General features: G+C 73.2%; 20 protein-coding genes. 15 read left to right on the top strand and 5 right to left on the bottom strand.

All coding sequences use genetic code 11. The features are described 5' to 3' along the window. Positions 1 to 4: 4 nt before the first annotated feature. Positions 5 to 1,558, bottom strand: a complete 1,554-nt coding sequence (locus ASF47_RS08300) for a metallophosphoesterase (RefSeq protein ID WP_082500123.1) — start codon at positions 1,556 to 1,558, stop codon at positions 5 to 7. Between the two features lie 121 nt (positions 1,559 to 1,679). Between ASF47_RS08300 and ASF47_RS08295 the strand changes: the two genes are divergently transcribed. Then, positions 1,680 to 2,738: an aldo/keto reductase gene (locus ASF47_RS08295; protein WP_056863598.1), complete on the top strand. Its 1,059-nt coding sequence runs from the start codon at positions 1,680 to 1,682 to the stop codon at positions 2,736 to 2,738. Positions 2,739 to 2,748: 10 nt separating this feature from the next. Here ASF47_RS08295 and rlmB read toward each other — a convergent pair whose 3' ends face one another. Then, positions 2,749 to 3,702: a 23S rRNA (guanosine(2251)-2'-O)-methyltransferase RlmB gene (gene rlmB / locus ASF47_RS08290; RefSeq protein WP_056863494.1), complete on the bottom strand. Its 954-nt coding sequence runs from the start codon at positions 3,700 to 3,702 to the stop codon at positions 2,749 to 2,751. Continuing rightward, positions 3,692 to 5,110, bottom strand: coding sequence for a cysteine--tRNA ligase (gene cysS / locus ASF47_RS08285; protein WP_056863493.1), 1,419 nt, complete (start codon positions 5,108 to 5,110; stop codon positions 3,692 to 3,694). The genes rlmB and cysS overlap by 11 nt, the downstream gene beginning before the upstream one ends. Before the next feature lie 85 nt (positions 5,111 to 5,195). Between cysS and ASF47_RS08280 the strand changes: the two genes are divergently transcribed. Beyond that, the gene (locus tag ASF47_RS08280; protein WP_056863492.1) at positions 5,196 to 6,509 is read left to right on the top strand and encodes a C39 family peptidase; all 1,314 of its coding nucleotides are present in this window, start codon (positions 5,196 to 5,198) and stop codon (positions 6,507 to 6,509) included. A gap of 4 nt (positions 6,510 to 6,513) precedes the next feature. Here the strand turns inward: ASF47_RS08280 and ASF47_RS08275 are convergent, their stop codons facing one another. Continuing rightward, complete coding sequence (locus ASF47_RS08275) at positions 6,514 to 8,076, bottom strand: molybdopterin-dependent oxidoreductase (protein ID WP_056863491.1); 1,563 nt, start codon at positions 8,074 to 8,076, stop codon at positions 6,514 to 6,516. Between the two features lie 31 nt (positions 8,077 to 8,107). Here ASF47_RS08275 and ispF point away from each other — a divergent pair, with 31 nt between their 5' ends. Beyond that, complete coding sequence (gene ispF / locus ASF47_RS08270) at positions 8,108 to 8,635, top strand: 2-C-methyl-D-erythritol 2,4-cyclodiphosphate synthase (protein ID WP_056863490.1); 528 nt, start codon at positions 8,108 to 8,110, stop codon at positions 8,633 to 8,635. A gap of 21 nt (positions 8,636 to 8,656) precedes the next feature. On the opposite strand, the gene nirD is transcribed toward ispF, so the two are convergent. After that, entirely contained in the window at positions 8,657 to 9,028 is a 372-nt protein-coding gene (nirD, locus tag ASF47_RS08265) for a nitrite reductase small subunit NirD (RefSeq protein WP_056863489.1), read from the bottom strand. 208 nt (positions 9,029 to 9,236) lie between these two features. Between nirD and ASF47_RS08260 the strand changes: the two genes are divergently transcribed. The 12 genes from ASF47_RS08260 to ASF47_RS08205 all read left to right on the top strand — a co-directional run bounded on the left by ASF47_RS08260 (position 9,237) and on the right by ASF47_RS08205 (position 18,899). Continuing rightward, positions 9,237 to 10,214 (top strand): thiamine pyrophosphate-dependent dehydrogenase E1 component subunit alpha, encoded by a 978-nt coding sequence (locus tag ASF47_RS08260; RefSeq protein WP_200918988.1) that lies wholly within the window; start codon positions 9,237 to 9,239, stop codon positions 10,212 to 10,214. A 43-nt stretch (positions 10,215 to 10,257) separates the two neighbouring features. After that, entirely contained in the window at positions 10,258 to 11,283 is a 1,026-nt protein-coding gene (locus ASF47_RS08255; RefSeq protein ID WP_056863487.1) for an alpha-ketoacid dehydrogenase subunit beta, read from the top strand. Further along, complete coding sequence (locus ASF47_RS08250; RefSeq protein WP_056863486.1) at positions 11,283 to 12,587, top strand: dihydrolipoamide acetyltransferase family protein; 1,305 nt, start codon at positions 11,283 to 11,285, stop codon at positions 12,585 to 12,587. The genes ASF47_RS08255 and ASF47_RS08250 overlap by 1 nt, the downstream gene beginning before the upstream one ends. Positions 12,588 to 12,789: 202 nt before the next feature. Then, complete coding sequence (locus ASF47_RS08245) at positions 12,790 to 13,776, top strand: sugar-binding transcriptional regulator (RefSeq protein WP_056863485.1); 987 nt, start codon at positions 12,790 to 12,792, stop codon at positions 13,774 to 13,776. 1 nt (position 13,777) lies between these two features. Continuing rightward, positions 13,778 to 14,182 (top strand): transcriptional regulator GutM, encoded by a 405-nt coding sequence (locus tag ASF47_RS08240; RefSeq protein ID WP_056863484.1) that lies wholly within the window; start codon positions 13,778 to 13,780, stop codon positions 14,180 to 14,182. A gap of 152 nt (positions 14,183 to 14,334) precedes the next feature. Further along, the gene (gene srlA, locus ASF47_RS08235) at positions 14,335 to 14,961 is read left to right on the top strand and encodes a PTS glucitol/sorbitol transporter subunit IIC (RefSeq protein ID WP_082500122.1); all 627 of its coding nucleotides are present in this window, start codon (positions 14,335 to 14,337) and stop codon (positions 14,959 to 14,961) included. Further along, positions 14,958 to 15,554, top strand: coding sequence for a PTS glucitol/sorbitol transporter subunit IIB (locus ASF47_RS08230; protein WP_082500121.1), 597 nt, complete (start codon positions 14,958 to 14,960; stop codon positions 15,552 to 15,554). Before srlA ends, ASF47_RS08230 begins: the two co-directional genes overlap by 4 nt. 32 nt (positions 15,555 to 15,586) lie before the next feature. Continuing rightward, on the top strand, positions 15,587 to 15,958 hold the full coding sequence (locus ASF47_RS08225) for a hypothetical protein (protein ID WP_056863483.1): 372 nt from the start codon (positions 15,587 to 15,589) through the stop codon (positions 15,956 to 15,958). Positions 15,959 to 15,960: 2 nt separating this feature from the next. Then, complete coding sequence (locus tag ASF47_RS08220) at positions 15,961 to 16,362, top strand: PTS glucitol/sorbitol transporter subunit IIA (protein ID WP_056863482.1); 402 nt, start codon at positions 15,961 to 15,963, stop codon at positions 16,360 to 16,362. Then, the gene (locus ASF47_RS08215; RefSeq protein ID WP_056863481.1) at positions 16,359 to 17,690 is read left to right on the top strand and encodes an NAD(P)H-dependent oxidoreductase; all 1,332 of its coding nucleotides are present in this window, start codon (positions 16,359 to 16,361) and stop codon (positions 17,688 to 17,690) included. The genes ASF47_RS08220 and ASF47_RS08215 overlap by 4 nt, the downstream gene beginning before the upstream one ends. 112 nt (positions 17,691 to 17,802) lie before the next feature. Further along, on the top strand, positions 17,803 to 18,594 hold the full coding sequence (locus ASF47_RS08210; RefSeq protein ID WP_235558681.1) for an IspD/TarI family cytidylyltransferase: 792 nt from the start codon (positions 17,803 to 17,805) through the stop codon (positions 18,592 to 18,594). Next, on the top strand, positions 18,591 to 18,899 hold the full coding sequence (locus ASF47_RS08205; RefSeq protein ID WP_056863480.1) for a hypothetical protein: 309 nt from the start codon (positions 18,591 to 18,593) through the stop codon (positions 18,897 to 18,899). The genes ASF47_RS08210 and ASF47_RS08205 overlap by 4 nt, the downstream gene beginning before the upstream one ends. Positions 18,900 to 18,916 lie beyond the last annotated feature (17 nt).

Genomic DNA, 18,916 nt, shown 5'->3' with positions numbered 1-18,916 from the left:
GCCCTCACTCGGCCGCGACCAGCTCCAGCTCGACGTAGTCGCGCACGGTGAAGGCGCCGTTGGTCTGCAGCTGCACCGACTGCACCCCGGCGGGCCGGCCGTCCTCGGCGTAGGTGACCAGCGTGACGTCGGCGGCGCGACGGATCTTGCTGCCGATCGCCAGGGCGTAGGCCGCGCCGCCGGTGGTGCCGTTGGTGACGGTGTAGCCGACCTGGTCGCCGTCGGTGGCCTCGACCCGGTCGGGCCCGCCCTGCACGTGCAGGTGCCCGCCCAGGACGAGGTCGGCGCAGCCGCGCTCGAGCACCTCGCGGGCCATGTTGGCGTCGTGGACCACGACGGTCTCGACGCGGTCCTCGGCGCCGCAGGCGGCGTCGGCCAGGCGGGTGCCGACCTCGTCGAAGGACAGTCCGGTCTCGTCGCGCCAGCTGCCCAGGCCGCTCGCACGGGGGTCGGAGACGCCCAGCAGGTCGCCCCCGCCGGGGCCGTCGACGACCTCGCCGTCGAGCAGGGTCCAGCCACGGTCGGCGAGGTAGCGGCCCACGAAGTCGCCGTTGTCGTGGTTGCCGGTGACGGCCCAGCGGCGGTCGTCGTAGGGATCGCCGTCGAAGGCGGCGTTGAGGGAGTCGAGGGAGAAGGCCTCCCAGGGCTGGCCGGTGGAGGTGTCGTCGCCGAGGTCGAGCACCGCGCTGGCGCCGGCGGCGTCGCCGATGCCGCGGGCCACGGCGTCCATGCCGACGTTGTCGTGGCGGTCGGAGACGACGACCGCCACGGTCTCGCCCTCCGCCGGCTCGTGGAGGTCGAGGTCGGCGGCGGCCTGCGCGGCGTCGGCGTAGAAGACCCGGCTCTTGTCGTAGGTGTCGACGGCGCTGGCGACCAGACGGCTGGTCTCGTCGGTGGTGACGTCGCCGAGCACCTCGACGTCGGCCAGCTCCTCGGGCACGGGCACCCCCGGGCCGAGGAAGTCGTCGAGCGCGACCCAGCGCTGCTCGTCGGTGAGCCGGTCCTCGCGCGGCGCCCACGGCTGCCACAGCCCCGCGACCATCAGCCCCACCAGCGCCACGGCGAGCGGCCCCCTCGGCGTGCGCGCCACGCCCAGCAATTCGCGGCGGCGGGCGCCGCCGACCAGCACCCACACCAGGAGCGGCACCAGCCCGAGCACCGCGCCCCGCAGGGCGGCGTCGACGGCCATGTCCTCGACCGCCTCGCGCAGCTTGGCCTCCAGCCCCTCGGGCTGGGCGGCGATGACGGCGTAGCGGTCGAGCAGCGCCCCGGTCGTCGTGGCGTCGGTCTTGCCGAGCCTGACGTCGATGCCGATGCGACTGTCGGAGGCGACCCGCACGTCGGGCAGCACCGGACCGGTCCGCACGACGACCTCGCCGGTGAGGTCGGGGCGCACGACGGCGTCGTGGCTGGCCAGGTTGACCTCGCGGTCGCTGCCGAGGAAGAGCAGCACGGCGGCGAGGGCGGCCAGCACCAGCCAGGCGCCGAGGTAGCCCGCGACGACCGCGGCCGTGCTCCACGGCCGTCGCCGCACCGGGCCGGTCTGCTCCTCGTGCACGGGGTCGGCTCCTGGAGGTCGGGGGGCTGTGCTGGTTGGCCGGGCGGCCTAGCGTGGGCCCATGGCCGCCGACACCGCAGCAGACACCGCCCCCGACAGCACGCAGCAGCCCACGCCCTCGATGTCCCAGTATCGCAGCCTGGGTCGCACCGGCATGCAGGTGAGCCCGCTGTGCCTGGGCGCGATGATGTTCGGCGCCTGGGGCGAGCCCGACCACGCCGAGTCGACGCGCATCATCCACCGCGCGCTCGACGCGGGCATCACCATCGTCGACACCGCCGACGTCTACTCCCGCGGGGAGTCGGAGGAGATCGTCGGCACGGCGCTCTCCGGCGGGCGCCGCGACCGGGTCGTGCTGGCCACCAAGTTCCACGGCCCCATGGACGTCGACATGGGCCAGCCCGGCGGCGACCCGCTCCAGCGCGGCAACTCGCGCCGCTGGATCGTGCAGGAGGTGGAGCACAGCCTGCGCCGCCTGCGCACCGACTGGATCGACCTCTACCAGGTGCACCGCCCCGAGCGGGAGACCGACGTGGAGGAGACGCTCGCCGCCCTCACCGACCTCCAGCGGGCCGGCAAGATCCGCGCCTTCGGCTGCTCCACCTTCCCCGCCCACGAGGTGGTCGAGGCCCACTGGACCTCGGAGCGCCGCGGTCTGGGCCGCTTCGTGACCGAGCAGCCGCCGTACTCGCTGCTGGCCCGCGGCATCGAGCGCGACCTGCTCCCGGTGGCGCAGAGGTACGGCATGGGTGTGCTCCCGTGGAGCCCGCTGAACGGCGGCTGGCTCACCGGCCGCTTCCGCCAGGGCCAGGACGCCCCCGACAACCACCGCTCGCGCCTGCGCGCGGGCCAGTACGACCTCACCGACCCCGCCAACCAGCGCAAGCTGGAGGCGGTCGAGCAGCTCGCGCTGCTCGCCGAGGAGCTCGACCTGACGCTGGTGCACCTCGCCCTGGCCTTCGTGCTCCAGCACCCGGCGGTGACCGCGCCGATCATCGGCCCGCGCACCATGGAGCAGCTGGAGACCCAGCTGGGCGCCGTCGAGGTGCGGCTGACCCCCGACGTGCTCGACCGCATCGACGAGATCGTGCCGCCCGGCACCGACCTCGCCACCGCCGACCGGGGCTACGTGCCTCCCTCGCTGGAGGACCCGTTCCTGCGTCGGCGGCGCACCGCCTGACCCGCCTGGGTCAGGCGCGCGCCCGGGCGATGGCGTAGAGCGTGACCGAGGCGGCGACGCCGGCGTTGAGCGACTCCACCTGGTTGGCCATGGGGATCGACACCAGCTGGTCGCAGGTCTCCGACACCAGGCGCGAGAGGCCGTTGCCCTCCGAGCCCACCACGACGACCAGCGGGCCGTCGGCCAGGTCGAGCTCGGGCAGGGTGACATCGCCGTCGGCGGCCAGGCCGATGACCATGCAGCCGGCGTCCTGGTAGGCCTTGAGCTGGCGCACGAGGTTGACCGTCTGGGCCACCGGGATGCGCGCTGCGGCGCCCGCGCTGGTCTTCCACGCCGAGGCGGTCATGCCGGCGGCGCGGCGCTCGGGGATGACCACGCCGTGCGCGCCGAAGCCGGCCGCGCTGCGCACGACGGCCCCGAGGTTGCGGGGGTCGGTGACCTGGTCGAGCACCACGATGAGCGGCTTCTCGCCGGCCTCCTCGGCGCGGTCGAGCAGGTCGTCGGCGTGGGCGTACTCGTAGGCCGGGATCTTCGCGGCCAGGCCCTGGTGCACCGCGCCGGCGGTGAGGCGGTCGAGCTCCTGACGGCCCACCTCGAGCAGGCTGATGCCCTTGTCCGCGGCCAGGGCGAAGGCCTCGCGCAGCCGCCCGTCGCGCTCGGCACCCTCGGCGACGTAGACGCCGGTGACCGGCACGCCCTCGCGCAGCGCCTCGACCACCGAGTTGCGCCCGGCGATCCACTCGATGTCGGTCGAGCCGGTGCGTCGCCGCTTCTGCGGGGTGCGCTCGGCCGACTTCTCGGCGCGCTTCTTGGCCTTGTGGGCCTGGTGGTAGGGCCGGTCGGTGGCCTTGGGCGTGGGGCCGCGACCCTCCAGGCCGCGGCGGACCCGCCCGCCGGAGCCGGCGGTGGGGTTGCCCTTGCCGGTCTTCTTGATCGCGCCCTTGCGCTGGGAATTACCGGGCATCGGTCAGGCTCCACTTCGGTCCGTCGGGGGTGTCCTCGATCGCGATGCCGGCGTCCTTGAGCCGGTCGCGCAGCGCGTCGGCCGTGGGCCAGTCCTTGGCGGCCCGGGCCGCGTCGCGCTGCTCGAGGAGGCCGGCAACGAGGACGTCGACGGCATGGGTGAGCTGGTCGTCGGCGCCCGCGGCCGGACCCCAGGCGGGGTCGGCGGGGTCGAGGCCGAGCACGCCGAGCATGGCGCGCACCCCGCCCGCGAGCTCCCGGGCGCCGGCGTGGTCGCCCGCGGCGAGCAGGCGGTTGCCCTCGCGCACGGCGTCGTAGAGCACGGCCACCGCCGCCGGGGTGCCGAGGTCGTCGTCCATCGCCGCGACGAAGGCCGCGGGCAGGGTGTCCCCGCACTCGACCGGCCCGCCGGCGGCGGCGACGCGGTCGAGGAGGCCCTCGATGCGCCGGAAGCCCTGGGCGGCCTCGTCGAGCGCCTCGAAGCTGAACTCCACGTGGCTGCGGTAGTGGGCGGCCACGAGGTAGAACCGCAGCTCCACCCCACGCACGCGCTGGAGCACCGAGGGGATGGAGAGGGTGTTGCCCAGCGACTTGCTCATCTTCTCGCCGGCGGTGGTGATCCACGCGTTGTGCAGCCAGTACGACGCGAACGCGTGACCGGCCGCGCGCGACTGGGCCTGCTCGTTCTCGTGGTGGGGGAAGCGGAGGTCGACGCCGCCGCCGTGGATGTCGAAGGCGGGGCCGAGGTACTTGCCGGCCATCGCGGAGCACTCGATGTGCCAGCCCGGCCGGCCGCGGCCCCACGGGCTGGGCCACGACGCGGTCTCGGGCTCGGTGGTCTTGCGGCCCTTCCACAGCGCGAAGTCGCGGGGGTCGCGCTTGCCGCGGGGGTCGGCGTCCTCGGCGGCCTCCATGTCGTCGATGCCCTGGCGCGTCAGCTCGCCGTAGGACGGCCACGACCGCACGTCGAAGTAGACGTCGCCCGAGCCGTCGGCGGCGGCGTAGGCGTGGCCGCGCTCCACCAGCGCGCCGATCAGCTCGACCATCTCCGGCACGTGGCCGGTGGCGGCGGGCTCGTAGGTCGGCGGGGCGACGTTGAGCGCGGCGTAGGCGCGGTCGAGCTCGCGGTGCATCGCGTAGGCCAGGTTGAACCAGGGCCGGCCCTGGTCGGCGGCCTTGGTGAGGATCTTGTCGTCGATGTCGGTGACGTTGCGGATGAAGGTGACGTCGTAGCCGCTGTGGCGCAGCCAGCGCTGGAGCACGTCGAAGTTCACCCCCGAGCGCACGTGGCCGACGTGCGGCTCCGACTGCACGGTGAGACCGCAGAGGTAAAGACCCGCCCGACCCTCGACGAGGGGGACGAAGTCGCGCACCTCGCGCGTCGCGGTGTCGTAGAGCCTGAGCGTCACGGGCCCAGTCTAGGAGCGCGGGGCCCCGCCCGGCGCATCCCCGGATCCTGTGACTGCTGTGACGGGAGTGACTTATCGTGGCGGCATGCGTCCTCCCCGCCGTCCCGCCGCCTCCCGCCTGCTCGGCGCCCTGCTCGGCGCCGCCCTCGTCGCGCCGCTGGCCCCCGCGACCGCCGCGACCGGCTCCGCGTCGGCGGACCCGGCGCCGGCCGAGCGGCGCGCCAGCACCCGGCAGGTCGACCAGACCCGCTTCGAGGGCGCGAAGGCCTTCCGCGCGGGACAGCTGGCCGGCACCCGCGTCGCCCGCGACCGCGTCTTCCTCGGCGAGCCCGTGGCCACCCGCGGCTACGACGGGCGCACCTACGACGTGGGCCGCTGGACCGGCCGCTGGGTCGAGCCGGGCTTCGGCCTGACCCAGCTCGTGGCCTCGTGGGAGGCGCGCACCCCCGGCGACAGCTGGGTCGAGGTCGAGGTCCGCGGCCGCGGCCCCGCCGGGAGGGTGACCGGCTGGGACACCCTCGGCCGCTGGGCCGCCGACGACCGCTTCGTCCAGCGCACCACCGTCTCCGGCCAGGACGACGACGACACCTCCGTCGACGTCGACACCTGGAAGGTGGGCGGCACGGCCGGCATGGCGGCCTGGCAGGTGCGGGTCTCGCTGATGCGGCGCGCGGGCGCGTCGACCAAGGCGCCGTCCTTCGGCTCGGTCGGGGCGATGTCCTCGCGGCTGCCCACCGGCGACGTCACCACCTCCAGGCCCGGCGTGGCCCGCGGCGTGGTGCTCGACGTGCCCCGCTACTCCCAGATGATCCACCAGGGCCACTACCCGCAGTGGGGCGGCGGCGGCGAGGCGTGGTGCTCCCCCACCTCGACCTCGATGGTCCTGGCCTACTACGACGCCCTGCCCTCCCCCGGCTCCTACTCCTGGGTCGGCGAGGGCCACGTCGACCCGTGGGTCGACGCCGCCGCCCGCAGCACCTACGACCACGCCTACGACGGCACCGGCAACTGGCCCTTCAACACCGCCTTCGCCGCGCTGCACACCACCTCGCCCGAGGGCGGCGGCGCCTTCGTGACCCGGCTGCGCTCGCTGCGCGAGGCCGAGCTGATGATCAAGGCGGGCATCCCGGTGATCGCCTCGATCTCCTTCGGCTCCGGCGAGCTCTCGGGCGCGCCGATCTCGGCCTCCAACGGCCACCTGCTGGTCATCGTGGGCTTCACCGCCTCGGGCGACGTGGTGGTCAACGACCCCGCCGCCCGCGACCGCACCGGCGTGCGCCGCACCTACGACCGCGGACAGTTCGAGGACGCCTGGCTGCCCACCTCCGGCGGGCTGGCCTACCTCGTCACCGACGCCGAGCACCCCCTGCCCGCGCCGCGCGAGCACTCCAACTGGTGACGCCCTAGGCGGAGGCGGTGAAGTCGCGGGCGTCGAGGCCGGTGGCCCCGTCGGGCAGCACGTCGCGCTCGACGGCGGTCTGCACGAGGCCGTCGGCGTCGGTGGCCCGCACCCGCACGAGGTGGTCGCCGGGCTCGACCTCGGCCGTGCCGGTCCACTGCACCCAGGTGTCGTCGCTCGGCACCCGGCCCAGCTCGGCGGGCAGCCACGGTCCGCCGTCGACGCTGAACTCCACCGCCGAGATGCCGGTGTGCTGCGACCAGGCGACGCCGCCGAAGCGGACCTCGCCGGCGGCGACCTCGGCCCCGGAGGCAGGCACGTCGACGCGCGAGGACATCTTCACGGGGCCCATCTCGCCCCAGCCGCGCTGGGTCCAGTAGGCGTCGACGTCCTCGAAGCGGGTGACCTCGTAGTCGACGACCCACTTCGTGCCCGAGACGTAGCCGTAGAGCCCGGGCACGATCGTGCGCACGGGGAAGCCGTGGTCGATGGGCAGCGGCTTGCCGTTCATGGCCACTGCGAGCATCGCGTCGCGCCCGTCGGTGAGGGCCGCCAGCGGGGTCGAGCAGTTCCAGCCGTCCTCCGAGGTCTGGAGCACGCAGTCGGCACCGTCCTGGACCCCGGCGCGCTCGAGCAGGTCGGCGACGCGCACCCCGCTCCACCAGGCGTTGCCGATGAGCGTGCCGCCGACCGGGTTGGACACGCAGTTCAGGGTGATCCAGGCCTCGGTGGTCTCGCTGTCGAGCAGGTCCTGGTAGGTCACGACGACCTCGCGGTCGACCATCCCGTGGATGCGCAGCGACCAGTCGACCGGCTCGATGGTCGGCACCACGATGGCGGTGTGGATGAGGTAGAAGTCGTCGTTCGGGGTCATCCACGACGAGATGCCCTCCACCGGCAGCCGCGCCCCGGTCGGCAGCGTCGGCTCCGTGACGCCGTCGAGCTTCAGCAGCCGCCGGGTCTCCTCCACGTGGCGTCGCCCGGAGCCGAGGACGCGCCCGGCCACGCCGAGCACGACACCGACGCCGGCGATCAGCCCCGCCCGCAGCAGGAACGTACGACGCGTCGCGCGGTCGGCGCCCTGCGCGAGCGGGTCGGCGCCGTCGACCGCGGCGGCCGCCGCCGTGAGCCGCTCGGCGCGGCGCAGCGGCTCGGTGAGCAGCGAGAGGCACACCACCCAGGTGACGTAGCCGACCGCGACGGGCACCAGGTCGATCGAGCCGGCGCTGCGCTGGAGCAGCACCGCGGTCGCGGCGAGCGCCGCGAGCAGCGAGTAGACGAGCACCGGCGCCCACCAGCGGGTGCGCGCCAGGCGACCCGTGCCCCAGAAGAGCCACGAGACCAGCAGCAGGATGACGAGCACCAGGAAGGGCTTGTCGAAGGTGCCCAGGAAGCGGATGGCCCGCTCGGCCACCGGGCCGGGCGTGAGGCGGATGACCAGCTCCGCGATCGCCACGACCGGCGACTCGCGGATGGTCATGAGCATCGCCGCCGCGTAGCTGGTCAGCAGGCCGGCCCAGCCGGCGACGAGGCCGGCCGGGGGCCAGAGGTCACGGGGGCGTTCCACCTCTTGATTGTGGCTCAGGCATCATCATCGCGTGCACGAACCCCCGTCAGGACCCCGCGTCGGCATCGGCACCGACGTCCACCGGCTCGTCGAGGGCCGCGCGATGCACCTGGCCGGGCTGGCCTGGCCCGAGGAGACCCACGGGCTGGAGGGCCACTCCGACGCCGACGTCGCCGCCCACGCCTGCTGCGACGCGCTGCTCTCGGCGGCCGGTATCGGCGACCTCGGCTCCCACTTCGGCACCGCGGAGCCCGCCTGGGCCGGCGCCTCGGGGGCCACGCTGCTCGCCGAGACCGCGCGACGGGTCCGCGAGGCCGGCTTCACCATCACCCACGTCGCCGTGCAGGTCATCGGCAACCGGCCCAAGGTCGGCCCGCGCCGTGCCGAGGCCCAGGCCGCGCTCGGCGCCGCCGTGGGCGCACCGGTGTCGGTCTCGGCCACCACCACCGACGGCCTCGGCCTCACCGGGCGCGGCGAGGGCGTCGCGGCCGTCGCCACCGCGCTACTGCAGGGGCTGGGCGAGGAGACGACACCACGGACCGCCCACCAGCAGGAGTGACCCCGGGCCACGGCGGCCGGATCAGGCGGCGTCGACCTTGCGGTGCCCGACGTGCACGACGCCGTCGAGCACCTTGACGCAGTAGACCGGCACCGAGACCCCGAGGTCGTCGAGGCAGCGGCCGGTGCGCAGATCGAAGGCGTGCTTGTGCGCCGGGGAGGCCACGAAGGGCACCCCGGAGCGCTGACCCACGATCCCACGGGCGAGCACCGAGGCCTTGGCGAACGGGTCGTGGTTGCCGAGGGCGTAGACGGTGTCGTCGGCGCGCCGGAACAGCGCGACGGCCTGGCCGTGGACCAGCGCGGTGGCGCCACGGTCGACCTCCAGGTCCACGACGCGGCAGACCGGCTGCCACTCGTCCTGGCTGGCTGCGCGTGCCGGACGCGGGGTCATCCGCGCCCTCCGGCGGGCCGAGTCATCGCCATGGAGGTGCCTCCTTCACCCGGTCGACGCTAGGTCTGGCGTGTTCGGTGCCGGTTTCGCCGTGTTACGGGCGTGAAAACCCTTCCTGCGCGGCGACCTCTTGTGGGCGGTGACCTGGGTCACCTACAGTCTGAACATCCGTGACTGACATATGCACATATGTGCAAAGGAGCCTCCTGTGACCTCTGCCCCTCTCGCCGACGCCGGACGCGCGCGTCACGCGCTGCTGACCATGTGGACCATCCGCCGCTTCGAGGAGGCGGTCGACGACCTCTTCGCTCGCGGGCTCATGCACGGCACGATGCACCTCTCGATCGGCCAGGAGGCGTCGGCTACCGGCGCCTGCATGGCCCTGCGCAGCGACGACGCCATCACCTCCACCCACCGCGGGCACGGACACTGCATCGGCAAGGGGGCCGATCTGACGCGGATGATGGCCGAGCTCCTGGCCAAGGAGACCGGTTACTGCCGTGGTCGGGGCGGCTCCATGCACATCGCCGACGTCGCCACCGGCAACCTCGGCGCCAACGGCATCGTCGCGGGCGGCATCCCGATCGCCACGGGCGCCGCGCTGGCCTACCAGCTGCGCGGCGAGGACCGCGTGGTGGCCTGCTTCTTCGGCGACGGCGCGGCCAACGAGGGCGCCTTCCACGAGGCGGTCAACCTGGCGGCCATCTGGAAGCTGCCGGTGGTCTTCATCTGCGAGAACAACAAGTACGGCATGTCCTTCTCCACGGAGAAGTCGATGGCGGTCGCGCACGTCGCCGACCGTGCCTCGGCCTACGGCATCCCGGGCGTCACGGTCGACGGCAACGACGTCGAGGCGGTCCACGCCGCGGTCGCCGACGCGGTCGCCCGGGCCCGCTCGGGCGCGGGACCCACCCTGGTCGAGAACGTCACGTACCGGTGGAAGGGCCACTCCAAGTCCGACAAGAACCTCTACCGGACCAAGGAGGAGATCGCCGAGTGGCGGGCCCTGGACCCGATCGTGCGGTTCGAGGCCGTCGTCCAGGAGCGCGGGCTCCTCGACGAGGCCGCCGTGCAGGCCGTGCGCGACGAGGCCATGCAGGCCATGCGCGAGGCCGTGCGTGCCGCCAACGCCGCACCCGACGCCGACCCCTCCGACCTCCTCGACGCCGTCTTCGCCCCGGCCTGACCCGCCGCGGCCCACCCGACCCCACCGCACAGGAGCAACGACCATGACCAGCACCACCCTCGACCCGGGCGCACCGACCGCCGGCGAGCGCGACCTCACCTACTCCGAAGCCGTGCGCGAGGCGATCGGCCAGGCCATGGAGGCCGACGACCGCGTCTTCATGCTCGGCGAGGACATCGGCGTCTACGGCGGAGCCTTCGGCGTGAGCGGCGACCTCTTCCACCGCTTCGGCGGCGAGCGCATCCGCGACACGCCCATCTCCGAGCTCGGCATCGTCGGCGCCGCCGTCGGCGCCGCACTGGCCGGCATGCGTCCGATCGTCGAGATCCAGTTCTCCGACTTCACCAACCAGGCGATGGACCAGATCGTCAACCAGGCCGCCAAGATCCACTTCATGCTCGGGGGCGCGGCGAGCGTGCCGATGGTGCTGCGAGCCCCTCTCGGCTCCGGCACGGGCGCCGCCGCCCAGCACTCCCAGAGCCTCGAGGCGTGGTTCGCGCACGTGCCGGGCCTGAAGGTGGTCATGCCGGCCACCCCCGCCGACGCCAAGGGCCTGCTGCTCTCGGCCATCGACGACCCCAACCCGGTCATCTTCCTCGAGCACAAGCTCCTCTACCGCACGTCGGGGCCGGTCCCCGTCGAGCCGCTCCGCGTCCCGCTCGGACGGACGGCGGTGCACCGCAGGGGCGCCGACCTCACCGTCGTGGCCACCGGCGTGATGGTCTCCCGGGCCCTCGACGCCGCCGCCGTCCTGGCCGACGAGGGCGTGGACGTCTCCGTGCTCGACCCGCGGACCCTCACCCCGCTCGACGACGCCCCGATCCTCGAGGACGTCTCCCGGACCGGGCGCGCCCTGCTCGTGCAGGAGGCGCCGGGCCATGCCGGCTTCACCGCGGAGATCGCCGCCCGCATCACCGAGTCCCCGACGCTCTACCGCCTCCTTGCTCCCGTGCGCCGCCTCAGCGGCCTCGACGCCCCCATCCCCTACGCGCCACAGCTGGAGCGCGCCTCCGTGCCACAGGTCGACGACATCGTCGACGCGGCCCTGACGCTCATGAAGGAGTCCTGATGGCACGACTGGCCATCCGCATGCCCAAGATGTCGATGACCATGACCGAGGGCGAGGTCTCGTCCTGGATGGTCAAGGTCGGCGACGTCGTCGAGACCGGCGATGTCGTGTGCGAGGTCATGACCGACAAGGTCGACATGGAGGTCGAGAGCACCGTCTCCGGCACCCTGGTCGAGATCGTGGTCGAGACCGGCCTGGTCGACGTGGGCGAGCCGATCGCCTGGGTCGAGGGAGAGGATGACGGCGGCGCCTTCGGCGACCTCCTGTCCGAGCCGGACCCGGAGCCCGAGCCGGTCACCCCCTCGACGGACCCCGGCGACCTGGGCGTCCCGGACACCGAGGCCCCCTCGACCACGCTGGCCGCGGAGACCCGGGCCCCGCTCGCCCCGCCCGAGGCGGACCAGGGAGCGTCTGCCGGACCGGCCGCCGCGGTCCCGCGGGCGCGCGCCCTGGCCCGGCAGCACGGCATCGACCTCGGCGCCGTCACCGGCACCGGGCCCGAGGGCCTCGTGCGCGTCGGCGACATCGAGGCCCTCGTCGCCTCGGCGACGGACTCCCCCGCGGCCCCGACACCCGCCACGCCCGCCGTGACCGCCGGGCCCGCTGCCCCCGCACCCGCGGCCCCCCGGGCGCCGAGCACGACCGACGCGGCCTCTCGGCCGGCCAAGGCCCCGCAGGACCGGCGTACGGCGATCCGGGTCGCCGTGGCCCGCGCGATGGCCCCGAGCGCGGCGGTGCCGCAGTTCACCGTGTGGCGCGAGCTGCGACTCGACGCCGCCGACGCTCGCCGCGGGCGGCTGTCCTGGACCACCGTGCTGCTGCGTGCCTACGCCGCATCGCTGCGCGAGGTGCCCGAGCTGCTCAGCCGGTGGGAGGACGGTCGGCCCGGCCCCTCCACGCCGCCGTCGATCGCGCTGGCCGTGGCCACCGACCGCGGACTGCTGGTCCCGACGTTCACCGAGCCCGACGTCGACACCGCCGCGGATCTCGACGGCGAGATCCGCGCCGTCGTCACCTCCGCCCACGCCGGACGCCTCGACCCGAGCTACATGGGGCTGGCCAACGCCTCGCTCTCCAATCTCGGAGGCATGGGCGTCGACCGCTTCCAGGCACTGCTCACCCCGCCACAGGCGAGCGTGCTCAGCCTCGGCGGCATCGCACAGCGTCCGGTCGCCGTGCCCGGCGGCGTCGGACTGGCCCTGACCCTCCACGCAGGCCTGACGGTCGACCACCGGGTGGCCGACGGGGCGCACGCCGCGCAGCTGCTCGAGAGGATCCAACACCGGCTCGACGGCGCACTCTGAGACCGCCGCTGGCGCGACCGCCCGACCCGGGCGGTCGCGCCAGCGGTCGCGCCCCGCCCGGATCCCCCCGCCCCGCGGCCCGTTTCCTGCCGACCGTGCCCGACCGTTCCCAAGATGATCACGTTCGACCCTTGACGTGACCCGGCTCACACGCTTACATGATCGAGCACATATGTGATCGACCTTCCGCACAGAGGTGAACATGCCCACTCCCCGCGATCCCGCGATGCTGCTCGCCGCAGCCCGGATGTACTACGTCCAGGGCCGCTCGCAGGCGCAGGTCGCAGACGCCCTGGGCACGAGCCGGTCCAACGTGTCGCGCATGCTCACCGAGGCGCAGAACCAGGGCATCGTCGAGATCCGCATCAACGACCCCGAGGGACGCGTCCACGACCTCGAGGACGAGCTGCGCGACCGGTTCGGTCTGCGTGACGTGCGTGTGGCCCACGCCGGCCTCGTGGCGGGTCTGCGCATCGAGGACCAGGTCGGCACCCAGGCGGCGCGCCTGCTGCTGGACAACCTCAAGGACGCCATGACCGTGGCCCTCTCGTGGGGCCAGGCCCTGCAGGCCATGGTCTACGCGACGACCGCCCAGACCGAGCACCACCGCCTCTCACTCGTCCAGCTCGTCGGAGGCCTGTCGTCGATCAGCAACGAGATCAGCGGACAGGAGCTGGTCCGCGAGCTCGCCGTGCGTCTCGGTGCCGAGTACCGGTTCCTGCACGCCCCGGCGACCCTCGAGACGCGACGCTCACGTGACGCGCTGCTCGGCGAGTCCTCGATCGCCGACGCGCTTACCGAGGCCGCCCGGGCCGACCTCGCGCTGGTGGGCATCGGCACCCCGACCCACGGGTCGTCGTCGGCGATCCTGGAGTCCCTGAACCTCGCCCCGGCCGAGCTCGACGCCTTCTGGGCCGCGGGCCCGGTCGGTGACGTCGCCGCGCGCTACTACGACGCCGAGGGCCGACCGATCCAGGGCGCGGTCGACGACCGCGTCCTCGGTGTGGACCTGCCCACGCTCCTCGAGATCCCCCACGTCGTGGGCGTCACCTGGGGCCGGGCCAAGATCCCCGGCGTCCTGGGAGCACTGCGCGGCCACCTCATCGACTCGCTCGTCTGCGACGAGACCCTCGCGCGCGGCCTCATCAGTGCCGCACGCACCCGCCCCGACAGCACCGGAGGTGCCTGAGATGCCCGCTTCATGGATCCTCGTCCTCGCCGCCGTCGTCGCCGGTTGGGCCGTGCAGCTGCTGCTCGCCTACAAGCAGTCGATGGCCTTCAACGCCGCCGTGCGGGACCTGCGCCGCTCGGGCACGGTGAGCGTCGGCGCGGCCGGTCGGCGCTACCGCGGCGGCCGCGCCTTCGTCGCGCTCGCCGTCGACGAGCACGGCATCATCCGCGAGGCACTGACGCTGCGCGGCTTCACCACCTTCGCCCGGGCCCGACCGGTGCCCGCGCTGATCGACGCCAGGACCAACCACGTCCTCGGCGACAAGGACTTCCCCACGCTCTCCACACAGCAGCGCGACGCGGCCCGCCAGGCCGTCGAGCTCCTGCGGGCGCGGGACAGGACGGCGGCTCGGGCCACGGCCTAGCAGCACCACTCTCACCGGACCCGGGGTGGAGCCCGGAGCCGGCGAGAGGCACCTCGGTCGAGCGGGCCCACCCGCCGACCACACACACGATGCCGGGCAAGCATCACCGACTGGCCCTCCTGAGGGAGGCCTACTCGACGAGGAGTTCCATCATGCCATTCACCTTCACGGCCGCGGCCCTGCTGCCGCTCGCCGCCGATCCCCAGATCGAGGAGCCGTCCGGCGTCTTCGGCGCGCTGGCCCACGGCGCCGAGTGGTTCATCGGGCTGTTCCAGGCGGGCGGCGAGGTCTTCGTCGGCCTCGTCACCGGCATCCTGCCGACCCTGATCGTCCTGCTGACCGCGGTCAACGCCCTCATCCGCTGGATCGGGCCCGAGCGCATCGACAAGCTCGGCGAGTACGCCGCGCGGCCGGGTGTCCAGTGGTACCCGGTCCGCTACCTGCTGTTCCCCATGCTGTCGGTCTTCTTCCTCACCAACCCCATGTGCTACACGATGGGGCGCTTCCTGCCCGAGCGCTACAAGCCGGCCTTCTACGACTCGGCCGTCAGCTTCGTGCACCCGATCACCGGCATCTTCCCGCACGCCAACGCCGGTGAGCTGTTCGTCTACCTCGGCATCGCCGCCGGTATCACCACCCTGGGGCTCGGCACCAGCGACCTCGCGGTCCGCTACCTGCTGGTCGGCCTCGTGGTGATCCTGATCCGCGGCATCCTGACCGAGCTCATCACCGCCCGGATGCTCTCGCGCCGCGGCACCACCCAGGAGGTCGCGGCATGAGCACTACCACCCCCACCCCGAACAAGGGCGGCTCGGGCAAGAGCGTCGATGCCGTGAACCGCGCCCTGGTCGGTGTCGGCAAGTCCGTCGGCGGAGTCGTCAACACGCTCTACCAGTCGGGTCGCGACACGATCGAGACCGTCATCCGCAACATCCTGCCGTTCATCGCCTTCATCGCGGTGCTGATCGGCATCATCCAGGAGTCAGGACTCGGCGACCTGCTGGCCCACCTCGTGGAGCCGCTGGCCGGCAACCTGCTCGGCCTGCTCGCGATCAGCGTCTTCTGCTCGATCCCGATCCTCTCCCCCGTCCTGGGCCCGGGAGCCGTCATCGCCCAGGTCGTCGGGGTCATCCTCGGCACGCGCATCGGCGAGGGCGACATCCCGCCGCAGTATGCGCTTCCGGCGCTGTTCGCGATCGACCCGCAGGTCGGGTGCGACTTCATCCCCGTCGGTCTCGCCCTCGGCGAGGCGGAGCCGGAGACCGTCGAGGTGGGCGTACCCGCCGTGCTGATCTCACGCCTGGTGACGGGTCCGCTGTCGGTCGTCATCGCCTACTTCGCCAGCTTCGGCCTCTACAGCGCCTCGAGCTGACCCACCACCCCCACCAACACACAAGGACAACCATGAGCGACTACAAGTCCGTCAAGGTCAGCAAGGGCCGGGGAGGATGGGGAGGGCCCCTCACCATCACGCCCACCAGCGAGAAGCCCCTCATCGCCTCCATCACCGGCGGCGGGATCCACCCGGTGGCCCAGCGCATCGCCGAGCTCACCGGCGGCGAGGCCTTCGACGGCTTCAAGAGCTCGGCGCCCTTCGACAAGATCGCGGTCGCCGTCATCGACTGCGGCGGGACGGCGCGAGTCGGGGTCTACCCGATGAAGAAGGTCAAGACGGTCGACATCCACGCCACGAGCCCGGCCGGGCCGCTCGCGCAGTTCATCACCGAGGACCTCTTCGTCTCGGGCGTCAAGACCGAGGACGTGCAGGAGTCATGACGGTGACCAGCCCCGCGACCACGACGGTCTACGAGTCGGTCGTGACCCAGGTCGGCGACCAGGTGGAGGCCTTCCTGGCCCACGGTCTCCTCATCTTCTTCGCCGACGGCTCTCCCGCCGAGCTCCACGACATCTCCGTGCTGCACGCGGCGAGCACCGCGGTCGACGGGCCCCGCCCCGGCGACACGGTGCACATCGGCGACACCTCCCTGGAGGTCCTCGCCGTCGGTGACGTCGTCGGCGACAACCTGCTCAACCTGGGTCACCTCGACCTCAAGGCCGACGGACGCAGCCAGGCCAAGCTGCCCGGCGACGTCTGCGTGCGCAAGGGCGACCTGCCCCTGCTCGCGGTCGGCGACACGTTCCGCATCACCCGCACCGCGGAAGAGGAAGGCAGCCCATGAGCTACCGAGACAGGCTCCAGCTCCGCCTGGAGGAGACAGGACGCCCGCTGCGCATCGGCCTCGTGGGCGCGGGTCAGATGGGTCGCGGCTTCGCCGCCCAGCTGCTGCGCATGCCCGGCATCACGCTGTCCGCCGTGGTCGACGTCCAGCACGAGCGTGCGGTGGAAGCCCTCACCCAGGCGGGGATCACCCCCGTCGAGACGCTCGGGCCCGACGACGCGGCCCGCGTGGTCGAGGCCGGCGGCAGCGTCGCTCTCACCCGTCCCGAGGACCTCGGCTCCCTGCCCCTGGACGTCGTGGTCGAGGCCACCGGCGTACCCGAGGTGGCCGTCAACGTCGCGGTCCAGGCGCTGGCAGCGGGGATCAACGTCGCCACCCTGACGGTGGAGGCCGACGTCACCGTCGGCCGCTACCTGACCCACCTCGCGGGCCAGTCCGGTGCCGTCTACTCCGTGTGCCGGGGCGACGAGCCGGTGGAGACCAAGATCCTGGTCGACTACGCACGCGACCTGAACTTCGAGGTCATCTGCGCCGGCAAGGGCAAGAACAACCCGCTCGACCCGTACGCGACCCCCGAGTCGCTGGCCGAGCGCGCCGGGACGAAGCAGATGAACCCGAAGATGCTCACGAGCTTCGTCGACGGGTCGAAGGCCATGATCGAGATGGCGTCGCTGGCCAACACCACCGGTCTGGGGGTCAGCACCCGCGGCATGCACGGCCCGCCGTCGACCGTGCCGACCCTCCACGAGACGTTCTCCCTCGTCGAGGACGGCGGCGTCCTGGAGAAGGCCGGGGTCGTCGACTACTGCACCGGCCCGGTCGCACCGGGCGTCTTCGTCGTCATCCGCACCGAGGACCCCTACGTCCACCACGAGATGAGCTACCTGCAGATGGGCGACGGGCCCTACTTCGCCCTCTACCGGCCCTACCACCTGGCGAGCATCGAGGCGCCGCTCACCGTCTACGAGATGGTGCTCGACGGGCGTGCCAGCCTCACCACGGAGCACTGGACCGCGGAGGTGGGCGCGCAGACGAAGCGGGCCATGTCGGCCGGTGAGCGGATCGACGGCATCGGCGGCGCGACCGTGCGGGGCATGATCGATCCCGCGGAGGACTTCGCACGGGAGGGACTGGTCCCGCTCGGGGTGCTGTCGGGTGCCGTGCTGACCCGCGACGTCCCTGTCGACCATGTCCTCACCTACGAGGACGTGGCCCTCGAGGAGTCCTCGCTCATCGTGCGGATGCGACGCATCCAGGAGGCGATGGACACCCCTGGAGCCGAGGTCCCGGCGCTGGGCGACCTGCAGCGACGGCTCGTCGCGGGCTGAGCAGACCCGCCCGGCACGACGTCCGGGCGGATCGGGAGGAGGACGACGTGACCGCTACGCTCCGTGCGTGCGACCACGCCCCTCCCGTCCGCTCGGACGGTCCTCGCAGGACGTGTCCGCTCCCCGGGCCGCCGTCGTCATGCTGGCCGCCGGCGAGGGCCGCCGCTCCGGCTACCAGACCAACAAGGTCCTGCTGCCCCTCGCGGGTCGCCGGGTCTTCACGTGGGCGGTGCGCTGGGCACGTGGGCTGGCGTCGGTGGAGCGCACCGTGATCGTCATCCGCGAAGCCGACCGCGACGACGTCGTCGCCGCCGTAGGTCGCGAGGTCGGCCCCCCCGAGGTCACGATCGTCACCGGCGGCGACAGCCGCCACGCCTCCGAGTGGGAGGCCCTCCAAGCACTCGCGCCCGACATCGAGGCCGGCCGGGTCGACGTCGTCGTCATCCACGACGCCGCGCGTCCCCTCGCCGGCACGGCTCTCTTCGCCTCGGTGGTCGACGCCGCCTGGGAGCACGGCGGAGCACTCCCGGTGCGAGAGCAGGCGCACCTGACCGCTCTCGACTCCGGCAGCGAGCCTCCGGACCGCGTCGTCGCCGTGCAGACGCCGCAGGCCTTCCGAGCCGCTCCCCTGCTCGAGGCCTACCGCCGCGCCCATCGCGACGGCTTCGTCGGCACCGACACCGCCAGCTGCATGGAGCGCTACACCGACCTGCCCGTGCACTGCGTCGAGGGCGACGCACGCAACGTCAAGATCACCTTCCCCGAGGACCTGTTCCTGGCCGAGCGCCTTCTCGCCAAGGCCGGCTACGACCTGTCGGGCACCCCCGATCCCGATCCCGCTGCCGCTCCGCCGTCGCGACGCTCGGCGCTGCGCCACCTCTGGCCGGGGGGTGACCACGAGTGAGCGTCGAGCAGGCCTCCCTGCGCTGCGAGAGCTGCGAGGAGCTGACCGTGCACGAGCTGCACTACGCGGGCCGGCTCCTCGACGCGGTGCGGTGCACGCGGTGCGGTCGACACCTGGAGCTCTCGCAGCGGGCCCTCCTCCCGGCGTACGTCGTCGACCTCGAGCAACGCGTGGTCAGCAAGCCGGGCCGGATGCTGCGACGCGCCGGCGACGACCCGCTCGGTTTCCTCCGCCAGCTACCGCGAGCGGTGCTGCGTCAGCCGGTGAAGTTCCTCGGCGAGTTCCGCGAGCTGCTGCGCCGCTGACGGCGGGGCCGGCCGCC

Origin of the sequence: Nocardioides sp. Leaf285 (assembly GCF_001422955.1) — a bacterium.
GTDB classification, from domain to species: domain Bacteria; phylum Actinomycetota; class Actinomycetes; order Propionibacteriales; family Nocardioidaceae; genus Nocardioides; species Nocardioides kribbensis.
The sequence above is the reverse complement of the archived record's forward strand: the minus strand, read 5'-3'. Positions and strand labels throughout refer to the sequence as shown.

Coding starts and splice junctions, on each gene's coding strand:
- ASF47_RS08295 (WP_056863598.1), top strand. CDS start 1,680: ATGTCCCAGTATCGCAGCCTGGGTCGCACCGGCATGCAGGTGAGCCCG.
- rlmB (WP_056863494.1), bottom strand. CDS start 3,702: ATGCCCGGTAATTCCCAGCGCAAGGGCGCGATCAAGAAGACCGGCAAG.
- ASF47_RS08280 (WP_056863492.1), top strand. CDS start 5,196: ATGCGTCCTCCCCGCCGTCCCGCCGCCTCCCGCCTGCTCGGCGCCCTG.
- nirD (WP_056863489.1), bottom strand. CDS start 9,028: ATGACCCCGCGTCCGGCACGCGCAGCCAGCCAGGACGAGTGGCAGCCG.
- ASF47_RS08255 (WP_056863487.1), top strand. CDS start 10,258: ATGACCAGCACCACCCTCGACCCGGGCGCACCGACCGCCGGCGAGCGC.
- ASF47_RS08250 (WP_056863486.1), top strand. CDS start 11,283: ATGGCACGACTGGCCATCCGCATGCCCAAGATGTCGATGACCATGACC.
- ASF47_RS08245 (WP_056863485.1), top strand. CDS start 12,790: ATGCCCACTCCCCGCGATCCCGCGATGCTGCTCGCCGCAGCCCGGATG.
- ASF47_RS08240 (WP_056863484.1), top strand. CDS start 13,778: ATGCCCGCTTCATGGATCCTCGTCCTCGCCGCCGTCGTCGCCGGTTGG.
- srlA (WP_082500122.1), top strand. CDS start 14,335: ATGCCATTCACCTTCACGGCCGCGGCCCTGCTGCCGCTCGCCGCCGAT.
- ASF47_RS08230 (WP_082500121.1), top strand. CDS start 14,958: ATGAGCACTACCACCCCCACCCCGAACAAGGGCGGCTCGGGCAAGAGC.
- ASF47_RS08225 (WP_056863483.1), top strand. CDS start 15,587: ATGAGCGACTACAAGTCCGTCAAGGTCAGCAAGGGCCGGGGAGGATGG.
- ASF47_RS08215 (WP_056863481.1), top strand. CDS start 16,359: ATGAGCTACCGAGACAGGCTCCAGCTCCGCCTGGAGGAGACAGGACGC.